The 11,798-nt window shown below is 40.8% G+C and carries 9 protein-coding genes; 8 read left to right on the top strand and 1 reads right to left on the bottom strand.

The window, feature by feature from the left end; genetic code table 11:
- From GX437_03630 to GX437_03600, 7 genes are all read left to right on the top strand, one after another.
- A partial coding sequence (locus tag GX437_03630; protein NLJ06743.1) for a HEAT repeat domain-containing protein occupies positions 1-488 on the top strand: 488 nt, incomplete at its 5' end.
- 2 nt (positions 489-490) lie between these two features.
- Positions 491-1,930: a glycosyltransferase gene (locus tag GX437_03625; protein NLJ06742.1), complete on the top strand. Its 1,440-nt coding sequence runs from the start codon at positions 491-493 to the stop codon at positions 1,928-1,930.
- A 54-nt stretch (positions 1,931-1,984) separates the two neighbouring features.
- A complete protein-coding gene (locus GX437_03620; protein ID NLJ06741.1) occupies positions 1,985-2,620 on the top strand; it encodes a hypothetical protein in 636 nt (211 codons plus the stop codon).
- A gap of 99 nt (positions 2,621-2,719) precedes the next feature.
- Positions 2,720-5,023, top strand: a complete 2,304-nt coding sequence (locus GX437_03615) for a TonB-dependent receptor plug domain-containing protein (protein NLJ06740.1) — start codon at positions 2,720-2,722, stop codon at positions 5,021-5,023.
- Between the two features lie 173 nt (positions 5,024-5,196).
- Positions 5,197-8,676 (top strand): DNA polymerase III subunit alpha, encoded by a 3,480-nt coding sequence (gene dnaE, locus GX437_03610; protein NLJ06739.1) that lies wholly within the window; start codon positions 5,197-5,199, stop codon positions 8,674-8,676.
- 59 nt (positions 8,677-8,735) lie between these two features.
- Positions 8,736-9,053 carry a thioredoxin gene (gene trxA, locus GX437_03605; protein ID NLJ06738.1) on the top strand — a complete coding sequence of 106 codons (318 nt, stop codon included), beginning with the start codon at positions 8,736-8,738 and terminating at the stop codon, positions 9,051-9,053.
- A gap of 6 nt (positions 9,054-9,059) precedes the next feature.
- Positions 9,060-9,989 carry a DUF58 domain-containing protein gene (locus GX437_03600; protein NLJ06737.1) on the top strand — a complete coding sequence of 310 codons (930 nt, stop codon included), beginning with the start codon at positions 9,060-9,062 and terminating at the stop codon, positions 9,987-9,989.
- A gap of 5 nt (positions 9,990-9,994) precedes the next feature.
- Here GX437_03600 and rffA read toward each other — a convergent pair whose 3' ends face one another.
- Positions 9,995-11,110 (bottom strand): dTDP-4-amino-4,6-dideoxygalactose transaminase, encoded by a 1,116-nt coding sequence (gene rffA, locus GX437_03595; protein ID NLJ06736.1) that lies wholly within the window; start codon positions 11,108-11,110, stop codon positions 9,995-9,997.
- Positions 11,111-11,224: 114 nt separating this feature from the next.
- Between rffA and GX437_03590 the strand changes: the two genes are divergently transcribed.
- Positions 11,225-11,798, top strand: a 574-nt coding sequence (locus tag GX437_03590; GenBank protein ID NLJ06735.1) for a sulfotransferase, incomplete at its 3' end; no start/stop codon positions are given.

Genomic DNA, 11,798 nt, shown 5'->3' with positions numbered 1-11,798 from the left:
TTCATTACCTGATCACCCATCACCCGATCAAGATTCCCGAATTTTCGACATGGTTGAATTCAGACAATCACAGTGTGGTCATTTTCTGTCTGCAAATGATTGCCATCTTCAAGCAAATCAGTGCCATAGAAAAAGTTGAACAAATCATTAATCACCCCGATGAAGAAGTTCAGAAATATGCCATCAGATGTCTGTCTGCCTTCGAATATGACGAATGTTCCCCCTATCTGATTGAAAAATACAAACAAACCACCAATGAAACCTTAAAACTGGAAATACTGGACGCCATGGCAAAAATGAGCAGTCCGGCCAATATCCCTTTTCTTGAAAAAATACTGTCAGAAGCCGATACCTTCACCTTGAAATTCAAAACAGCGAAGGCATTGAAATCATACGGAGCGACAGGCAATTTCATCATCGAAAAATTTGCCCGGAAAGATGAAGAAGTTTTACAAATCAGAAATCATTTAAATGACAAAAGGATTTAAGCATGCGTGAATTTTTCGAAATATTGCAGCATATTTTCAACTTTATCTTCTTCTCCTTCGGGTTTATGATTATCAGCAGTTATATGCTGCTGGCCATTATCTCCTATTTTGCCCTGAAAAAGTATGTCAAAAAATCTACATTTACCAATTATCACAACATCATCAGTTCACCTTTTGCCCCCGGGGTTTCGGTGATAGCCCCTGCTTACAATGAAAGCAAGACCATCATCGAAAACATTAATGCCTTATTATCATTGTTTTATCATGATTTTGAGGTTATTATCATTAATGACGGCAGTACAGACGATACCCTTGAAAAAGTCATAAACCATTTCAAGCTGGAAAAGGTAAACATGGCATTTGACTACCACATTCCGACACAACCCATCAGAGGGGTTTACAAATCGTCAAAATTATCCCAAAAGAGTCTGATAGTCATTGACAAAGAGAACGGAGGAAAGGCAGATGCCCTGAATGCAGGCATTAATATTTCATCAAAACCTCTTTTCACCGTCATTGATGTGGACAGTATTCTCGATAATGAAACCCTGTGCAAACTGGTAAAACCTTTCCTCGAAGAGACAGATAAGACAGTCATTGCAACGGGAAGCGTGATTCATATTGCCAATTCATGCATTATTGACAAAGGGCAGGTCATTCAGGTTCGTTTTCCGGAAAAATGGCTTGCACGTTTTCAGAGCATTGAATACAACCGTGCTTTTCTGCTCGGACGTATGGCATGGGGAAAACTTAACGGTCTTCTGCTTATTTCAGGTGCCATCGGCATGTTCAACAAACAAGTGATTGTCGAATGCGGTGGATACAGCACCGAAACGGTGGGTGAAGACATGGAACTGATCGTACGTGTCAGACGTTACCTTGAAGACAAGGGCGAAAAATATTCTGTGATATATATTCCTGACCCGCTTTGCTGGACCGAAGCTCCTGAAACTTTAAAAGTGCTTGGCAAACAACGCAACCGCTGGACACGTGGCACTATCGAAACACTTTTTAAACATAGTAAGCTATTTTTCAACCCAAAATATAAACTGATGGGAATGTTCAGCTATCCTTACTGGTTTTTCTTCGAATGGCTGGCTCCCATCATGGAAATTTTCGGACTGACTTACTTCACTGTCCTGAGTATCCTCGGCATGACCTCATGGCCATTCTTCTTACTTATGCTATTTTTCATCTATTCTTTCGCGGTCGGATTCTCCATCTGGTCAATATTTTTCAGCGAAATTTCGTTTAACAAATACACGGGACAGGGTGAACTGCTCAAACAACTTGCCACTGCTTTTCTTGAACCCTTTTTCTATCATCCTCTGGTGGTTTTCTGGGCAATAAAAGGAAATATTGACTACTTCAGAGGGAAAAAGCAATGGGGAAAAATGGACAGAAAAGGCTTTAAAACTAAAAATGTTCAACAATCAACGTAGTTCCTGATATTTTTGCCAGCATTTTGTTTTACCGGGATGATGAAACAGAAAACTTTGAAAACAAATTCAATTTCCGGTTTACTTAACAGTGAACTTTCCGGACTGGTTATCAGTAACTTACTTACTATAATTCTTATCATCCTGTACCGGGAGTCTTTTCTGACAAGCCTGTGGATTTACTGGGGACAAAGTATTTTAATCGGGATTTCATCCTGCGTAAAAATTATCCGGACACCTCATTTTCAGGTTGACAATCAGGCTGATATTAATCCCAATACAGCAGCAGGAAAAACTACCCTGGTCGCCTTTTTATTCATCTTTATCATTGTATTTCATGCCGTATATGCTGTTTTTCTTGGAATTGTGCTGCCTTTAATCGTAAAAACATTTTCATACCACTTAATGCCAGTTGCAACAGGCATCATTGTTTTTGCAGTCTATTATTTTATCGACATAATTTCTTCGAGAAAAACAGAGACTCAGGTCGAGCCCAGACAGGAAAGTTTTGTTTACGGGTTTTTCTTTCAGATACTTCCCATACATATTACCATTCTGGTGGCTGTAATGGTTTTTCTTACAACTTACCTCTCAGGAAATGAATTTTTTGCCAACATGTCTGTCCTTATCATTTTTCAGATTCTGAAAACATTGGCCGAAGTAGTAACATGGCTATACAGACAAAAGTCATAATTACTCATTCATACAGACAACGGCAAAATTTATTCGGTATTATTCAGCGCTCCGTCCTACCTTTGAAACCCTAATTAAAACCTTGTTTTTTCAGACAAAATGAAAATTTTCAGATACTCACTTACAGTCATCATCCTGTTTTTTTCATGGATAAGCTCCTCTCTGTCGCAGAAAAATGAAATCAGGGGATTTGTTTACGATAAAAATACAGGAGAACCCATTATATTCACCAATGTCTATTTACTGGGGACTACCTATGGCTCGGCAACCGATATAAACGGTTTTTATAGCATTTCAAAGATTAAACCCGGAAATTATACCCTTGTTTGCAGCTATTTAGGTTATGATACCCTGAAAACTGAAATTTCAATTGGATTAAATGCCGTTGTGTCCAAAAACCTTTATCTGACACCTTCTGCCATAAAACTCGGAGAAGTGGAGATAACAGACAAAAAGATAGAGTCGGTTACACAGGTTCAGATTTCAAAAATTAAGATTACCCCTTCTGAAATACTCAAATTACCCACTATCGGAAGTACACCCGATCTGGCTCAGTTTATACAGATTTTGCCGGGCGTTATCACCAGCGGAGATCGTGGCGGGCAAATCTATATCCGTGGCGGTACGCCTATTCAAAACAAAGTTCTTCTGGATGGCATGACTATCTATAATCCCTTTCATTCTATCGGACTGTACAGCGTTTTCGACATTGATATGATTAAAAATATAGATGTCTATTCCGGAGGTTTTGATGCAGAATATGGCGACAGGATTTCAGCAATAATGGACATCAATACGATAGATGGAAACAGAACCAGAATATCAGGCAAAGCCGGACTCAGTCCTTTTATGGCAAGAATGATCTTGGGCGGCCCTATCAAAAAATTCAGGGAAAATGAAGGAAATTCAAACTTTTTACTGACATATCGAAATAGTTTTCTCGACAAAACCGCTCCTTACCTTTATCCTTATGCCGACAGCAACGGCATGCCTTATTCTTTTAACGATCTGTATGGCAAAATAACGCTTAATTCTGCCGATGGCAGCAATCTGAAAATATTTGGCTTTAATTTTAACGACAAGGTCAATTTTAAAAATTTAACCGTTTACGACTGGAATTCCTTTGGCGCAGGCACCCAGTTTTTACTCGTCCCTACAGGCTCCTTTACCATTATTGACGGACATTTATCCTATTCCTATTACCGAATTAATCAGACTGAATCAGACAACAAGCCCCGATACAGCAGCATTGGCGGATTTGAAGGCGGGATGAAGTTTTCCTATTATTTCGGGAAAGATCTCCTCCGCTTTGGATTCGACCTTTCAGGTTTTCAAACCGAACTGCAATATTATAATTCTGCCGGCAGAAAAATTTACGACCAGAACAACACCACCAATATCTCCGGGTTCATCAAATACAAAAAGATTTATAAAAACCTGATCATTCTGCCAAGTTTCCGTCTTCAATATTATGCATCGCTTCAGGAAACTTCCTTTGAACCCCGCATCGGGATAAAATACAATATTACCGAAACTCTTCGCTTTAAGTTTGCAGCTGGCAGATATTCCCAGAATTTCATCTCTTCCTTCTCCGACCGTGATGTGGTCAATTTCTTCTATGGTTTTTTGTCTGCTCCTGATGACATCCCCAATTATTTTGACGGAAAAAAAGTAACCACGCGGCTTCAGATGGCTACCCATACCATTGCCGGAGCCGAAATCGACCTGAATGAATCTTCTTCTATCAACATTGAAGGTTATTACAAAAACTTCGACCAACTGACCAACATCAACAGGAATAAAATATTTGACAACACCCCCGAATACCAGCATAAACCTGAATATCAGCGTGTTGACTTTATTATTGAAAATGGTGAGGCCTATGGAATTGATTTTCTATATACTTACGACAAAAAGCCCTTTTATCTCTGGATAGTCTATGGTTTAAGCTATGTCAACCGCTATGACGGAATCGTAACCTATACCCCACACTGGGACAGACGAAACAATGTTCAGATTTTCGGAAATTATATTTTGGGCGATAAAAATCCTTTTGAAATCTCTGTCCGCTGGAATTTTGGATCGGGCTTCCCTTTTACCCAGACGCAGGGATTTTACGAATTGCTCGATTTCTCAGGAGGTATCAATGAAGATTATACCAAAACCAATGGCAGCCTTGGTATTTTATATGCCGAAACCAATCAGGGACGACTTCCCAGCTATCACCGCCTTGATATTTCTCTCAAAAAGACCTGGAAAACGGAAAATCACTCAATCGAAGCAAATGTAAGTGTAGCAAACGTTTATAACCGCCACAATATCTTTTATTTCGACAGGATTACAGCCAAAAGGGTTGACCAGCTACCGATTTTACCCAGTGCAGGCCTGACCTGGAGCTTTTGAGTTACCGACTCCCGTAAGTCATTGAAAACATGATGTTTCTGTTCTTTCTCACAGAGCTGTGGACAATATTTTTCAACAATTCATTATCATAAAAAAGGCATACCGTAACTTTCGGCATGGATTAATTCAGCTTTCTGAAGCTTTTACAAGGATTAATTTAAGCAAGAACAATCATGATGCAATTTACCCATCTGCACCTGCATACGCAATATTCCATATTGGATGGAGCAGCCTTTATTCCCAAACTGATGAAGAAAGCTGCAGATGATGGTATGGAAGCCATGGCCATTACCGACCATGGAAATATGTATGGTGTCGTTCATTTTTTCAAACAGGCAAAACAATTTAACATAAAGCCCGTCATCGGCTGTGAAATGTATGTTGCCCATCACTCCCATCTTCGCAAAGACAAAAACCTGAAAGAAGACCGAAGCGGTTATCATCTGATATTACTGGCAAAAAACCTGAAAGGATACCATAATCTCGTCAAGCTCAGCTCAATAGCATTCCGTGATGGCTTTTACTACACCCCACGCATCGACAAGGAACTGTTAAAAAAATACGGAGAAGGACTCATTGCCTCCACTGCCTGCTTAGGAGGTGAAATTCCCAAACTTATCATTAAAAACAATATTCGGGAAGTCGAAAGAGTCATTGAAGAATACCTGAGCATTTTTGGTGAAGATTTCTACTTCGAGCTGATGCGTCATGGCATTGAAGAACAGGAAATTGTCAACCGTGAACTGATCAGACTCGGAAAAAAATATAACATCAAGCTGATAGCCACCAACGATGTGCATTTTACCAACAAAGAAGATTTTGAAGCCCACCGGATACTTGTCTGGCTCAACACGGGAAAAGACCAGGACGATAAGGACGGCATGAAATATACCGGAAACGAATATTTCAAGACAAGGGAAGAAATGCTGACCCTCTTTGAAGATATTCCCGAAGCCATTGAAAACACACAGGAGATTGTCAGAAAAATCGAAAGCTACGACCTTAAATCTTCCGTCATACTCCCTGTTTTTCCATTACCGGAAGGTTTTTCCGAGGAAATGGAATATCTCCGCTACCTCACCTATGAAGGAGCCAAAAGGCGCTATCCCGACATGAGTGATGAAATTAAGGAAAGACTGGAATATGAACTGAACGAGATCAGGAAATCTGGATACATGGGCTATTTCCTGATTGTACAGGACTTTATCAACAAAGCAAGGGAAATGGGCGTTCTGGTAGGACCCGGAAGAGGCTCAGCTGCCGGTTCAGCTGTTGCTTATTGTCTGGGAATCACAAACATAGACCCCATACGTTATCAGTTACTTTTTGAGCGTTTCTTAAATCCTGAACGAATTTCCATGCCCGATATCGATGTCGATTTTGACGATTACGGAAGGGAAAAGGTCATTAAATATGTGGTTGACAAGTATGGTTTCGACAAAGTAGCCCAGATCGTTACCTTTAACTCAATGGCTTCACGTTCGGCAATCAGGGATGTAGCCAGAGTATTAAAACTTCCCTTAAACGAATCCGACCGGCTGGCCAAACTCGTTCCGGCAAAAGCTGAAATCAAATCTTTGAAAGATGCCTATGCAGCTTCTCCCGAACTCCGCAAAGAGCGGGAACAGGGAGACCCATTAGTGCAAAGAACTCTCAAATTTGCTGAAGAGCTTGAAGGCTCTATCCGTTCGACCGGAACCCATGCCTGTGGCGTTATCATCGGAAGGAACCCGCTTGAAGAGCATGTCCCCCTGAGTAATGCCAAAGACTCCGAACTGATGGTCATCCAGTATGAAGGCGAGCATGCAGAATTTGTCGGCATGCTGAAAATGGATTTCCTTGGTCTGAAAACCCTTACCATTATTAAAGACACACTCAACAGTATTGAAAAAAACCTCGGTTTAAAAATAGATATCGATGCAATACCGCTTGATGATGAAGCAACCATGAATGTTTTCAGGCAGGGACAAACCAACGGCATATTCCAGTTTGAATCGGAGGGAATGCGAAATAATCTGAAGAACCTGAAACCCAATTCCATAGATGATCTGATAGCCATGAATGCACTTTACCGCCCGGGCCCCATGGATCAGATACCTACCTACATCAACCGTAAACATCAGATTGAAAAAGTTGCATATCCTCACGAATCACTCGAAGAAGTGCTGAAACCCACGTATGGGATCCTTGTTTTTCAGGAGCAAATCATGCAATGTGCAAGAATCATCGCTGGTTTTTCACTTGGCAATGCCGACATCTTACGCAAAGCCATGGGCAAAAAAGACAAAAATACCATGATGAAGATGAAACCGGAGTTTATTGAGGGTGCAGCAAGAATTCATGGCATTGATGCCCACAAGGCTGAAAAGTTGTTTGAACTCATGGAAACCTTTGCCAATTATGGATTTAACAAGTCTCATGCAGCTGCATATTCCATACTGGCCTATCAGACAGCCTATTTTAAAGCACATTATCCTGCCCATTTTATGGCAGCCACCCTTGCCCACAACATGAACACCACCGACCTGTTAAACCAATATATTTCCGAATGCAACAGGATGTCAATCAAAGTATTAGGCCCCGACATCAACGAATCAGATGCAAAATTTACAGTCGTAGCCGATAACATTATCCGCTTCGGGATCAATGCCGTTAAAGGGGTGGGTGAAGCCGCAGTTGAATCCATCGTTCAGGAAAGAAATGAAAACGGACCATTCAGGGATATTTATGATTTTGCCTCCAGAATAAATTTACGAACCGTAAACAGGAAGACCTTTGAAAGCCTTGCACTGGCAGGAGCTTTCGATTCCTTTGGCAAAATTCACCGCGCACAATATTTTCACACGGAAGACAATGACGACACTACCTTCATCGACCGGCTGATACGCTATGGACAGAAAACCAAAGAGCTTAAAAATGTTTCTCAGATGACACTTTTCGGTGAACAGGAAATTGTCAGCATTCAAAAACCGCTTCCACCCGACTGCGAACCATGGCCACTGACAAAAGTCCTTGTCAAAGAGAAAGAAGTTACCGGATTTTATATATCAGGACATCCGCTGAACGAATATCAACTTGAATTTCAGCACTTTGTCAATACCAATCTGGTTAATCTTGACGAAAATCAGGCGCTTTTCAAAAACAAAGTGTTTAAAATAGCCGGCATGGTGATTGAGTTTACTGAAAGGTACAATAAAAAGGGAGAGCCTTTTGGTTCATTTACAATTGAAGATTTCTCGGGAAGCATGCGCTTTATTCTGTTTCAGGAAAAATACCTGAGATACAGGCATTTAATTCAACCCGGGACCAAAATATTTCTTCAGGGAATGGTAAAGCAACGCAAAGAGCAGATAGCCCTGTATTACGATATTTCAGAAATTATGCTGCTGAGCGATGTCAGGGAAAAAATGCTTAAGAAAATCAATATTTTCGTTTATCTGGCTGCATTGACCCCGCAACTCACACAAAAAATCACTGAATTATTCAAACAATTTCCGGGGAAATTTCAGGTTGTCTTTGTTTTTAATGCAATGAACGGCAACAATTCCCTGATAAAACTGGAACTCAGCCCTGAAAAGCTCAGGATTGATGCTTCCAATGAATTTTTCAGTGAACTTGAAAAAATTGAACATCTGACATATACCATCAATTAGAATTATATGGCATTTGATTTGATTAAAACAGATTTCTTCAAACAAAAAAGTTTACAATAATGGCATTAGAATTAACATCTGCAAATTTTGAAAACGAGGTAATTAAATCCGAAATTCCTGTTTTGGTCGATTTCTGGGCTGAATGGTGCGGACCATGCAGAATGATTTCTCCCATAGTCGATTCTTTGGCTACGGAGCTGCAGGGACAGCTGAAAGTAGGAAAAGTAAATGTTGACAATGAGAATCAGATAGCCGGAAAATACGGCATCCGCAACATCCCTACCCTGCTGGTTTTCAAAAACGGAGAAGTAGTTGACAAGATAGTCGGAGCAGTTCCCAAGCCGATGCTGATGAGCAAGCTTCAACCCTATTTGTAAAATAAAATGACACCCAAGCCGGTCAAAAACGGCTATTTCGATATTGCCCTGATGCAACATCTGGGCAAGCTTGAGCTTATTGCCCGTTATGTGGTGGAAGGTTTCATTACAGGCCTTCACAAGTCCCCTTTTCATGGCTTTTCTGTTGAATTTGCAGAGCACAGGCAATACAATCCGGGAGAATCAACCCGGCATATCGATTGGAAACTTTATGGCAGAACCGATAAGCTTTTTGTCAAAAAATATGAAGAAGAAACCAACCTTCGTTGTCAGATCGTCATCGATATGTCATCTTCCATGTTTTATCCGGCTCCTGAATACAATAAGTTTACCTTTTCGGCTTATGCAGCCGCCTCACTATTGTATATGCTTCGTAATCAACGTGATGCAACCGGACTTACTTTATATAGCGACAAAATTGATGAACATTACCCTGCCCGCTCCAGCTACGCCCATCTTCAACTGCTTTTCAACAGCCTGCAAAACAAGGTCTCCGGGTTTGAACTCAACCGCACAACCTCCACTGCCGAAGTACTTCATCAGATAGCTGAAACCATTCACAAGCGTTCGATGGTGATTATTTTCAGCGATATGTTTGAAAATCAGACAAATGAAAAAGATTATTTTTCAGGCCTTCAACATCTGAAATTCAAAAAGCATGAGATCATCCTTTTCCATGTTACCGATAAACGGAAAGAAATTGAGTTCGACTTTGAAAACCGTCCTTTCCGCTTCACAGACATGGAAACCGATCAGAAAGTTGATTTGTTCCCTGACGAATACAGGGAAATTTACAGAAAACATATTCAGGAACTCAAAAACAAACTGGCTGTTAAATGCCTTCAGTATCAGATTGATATGATCGAAGCAGATATTCATGACGGGTATTTTCAGGTGCTTCAAAACTTTCTGATCAAGCGTCAGAAACTGTACTGAGTGATTCAGGAAAAGAAAGCGGAAATCTTTTCACAACAATACTCTATCTCGTTATCTTTCAATTCATTAAAGAAAGGTAAGCGTATAATACAATCGGCATACCGACTGGCTGCCGGCAGATAGCTGTCTCCATAGGTCTGAACGGCAAAGCTGCTTTTATGCAATGGCAGATAGTGAAATACCGACTGAATACCCTGTCCGTTCAAATATTTCAACAGAGCGTCTCTTTCTTCCCTGTTGCCGGCTAACAGATAAAAAAATCCGGCATTTGGCTCCGTTTCCGGCAGGCTGATGTTCCCCTTTTCTGCTAATGGCTGCAACAGTGAAATATATTTCTGCCTGACGCTATGCCGGGCATGCTGAATTTCATCAAAATGAAGAAGCTGAGCATATAAAAATGCGGCAGAAATCTCGGAAGGAAGAAAGGAAGAACCTAAATCCTTCCATTCATAACTGTCGGCTTCTCCCCTGCCAAAAGCTACCCTGTTGGTGCCTTTTTCCCAAAGAATCTCGGCACGCTCCACCAAATCCGGTGAATTAACGATCAGGCATCCACCCTCTCCGCAATGAATGTTCTTGGTTTCGTGAAATGAAAAGGCAGACATTTGTCCGAAGTTCCCGAGATAAATTCCGTTAAAGGTCATTCCGAGCGAATGAGCTGCATCTTCAATGATCATGAGGTTATGTTCCTCAGCCAGCTCCGTCAGCTCATTCATCTGACAGGGGAATCCGGCATAATGCATCACCACTATGGCTTTTGTCCGGCTGCTTATTCTTTTTCTGACCGAATCAGGGTCAATATTGGGATGTGTGGGAAGGCTGTCGGCAAAGACCACCCTGGCACCTCTGACTGCATAGGCAAGAGCGGTTGAAACAAAAGTAAAAGAAGGAACGATGACCTCATCGCCTTCCCTGATATTCAGCAGCAAAGCCGTCATTTCAAGCGCATCTGTACAGGAGGTGGTCAGCAGGCATTTATGAAATCCAAATTTTTCTTCCATGAGCGACTGGCATTTCTGTGTAAAAAGTCCGTTACCTGAAATCTTTCCCTGCATGATCGCTTCCCCGATAAATTTTTTTTCTTCTCCTGTAAAATATGGCCGGTTAAATGGTATTTTCACCTGTAGCTAAATGTTTAATTTATGGCAAAAATAAAATTTAAAGCATTACTGCATTGAAAACTTTGATTTATTTTGCCAACGAAATGATTGTTATTTCTGAGACAATTAACCGACATGGCATATCGTTTTGAGGACATAGAAAAAATTAAACAACTGCCCTTTTTTTTCATCATCGGGCGGCCCCGTTCAGGGACTACCCTGCTTTCCACTCTTTTTGATGCCCATCCCAACGTCATCATCCCTTTTGAAAGTCCTGTTATCCTTCAGCTTTCTTCGAAATATCTTCCACTGAAATCATGGTCGGAACAGCATATTCACCGTTTTATCAACGACCTTTTTTCCACCCGGAAATTTGACCGATGGAACATTGACCGGGAAGCACTGCTGGACTCACTCCTGAAATTTCGTAAACATCTTGATTTTCAATCAGCAATAAAAATTTTGTACCTTCATTTTCCTTCCTTTTTTCCGAAAGAAAACATTCTTCTTCTGGGGGATAAAAACCCTATCTATTCACTTTTCTTTAAAAAAATCTATCATATTTTCCCTGATGCAAGATTCATCCATCTGATCCGGGATTACCGCGACAATATCCTTTCCGTAAAAAAACTTGATTTTGAAGCCCCTCTGACCTCTATCATTGCCTATCGCTGGAAATTTTCAAATAACTTGGTTCACCGGATGAGCA

This window comes from Sphingobacteriales bacterium, from assembly GCA_012517435.1.
In the GTDB taxonomy this organism is placed as follows: Bacteria; Bacteroidota; Bacteroidia; order CAILMK01; family JAAYUY01; genus JAAYUY01.
The sequence above is the reverse complement of the archived record's forward strand: the minus strand, read 5'-3'. Positions and strand labels throughout refer to the sequence as shown.

Excerpts from the sequence above, each read along its gene's own strand:
- GX437_03625 (NLJ06742.1), top strand. The coding sequence starts at position 491 with ATGCGTGAATTTTTCGAAATATTGCAGCATATTTTCAACTTTATCTTC.
- GX437_03615 (NLJ06740.1), top strand. The coding sequence starts at position 2,720 with ATGAAAATTTTCAGATACTCACTTACAGTCATCATCCTGTTTTTTTCA.
- dnaE (NLJ06739.1), top strand. The coding sequence starts at position 5,197 with ATGATGCAATTTACCCATCTGCACCTGCATACGCAATATTCCATATTG.
- trxA (NLJ06738.1), top strand. The coding sequence starts at position 8,736 with ATGGCATTAGAATTAACATCTGCAAATTTTGAAAACGAGGTAATTAAA.
- GX437_03600 (NLJ06737.1), top strand. The coding sequence starts at position 9,060 with ATGACACCCAAGCCGGTCAAAAACGGCTATTTCGATATTGCCCTGATG.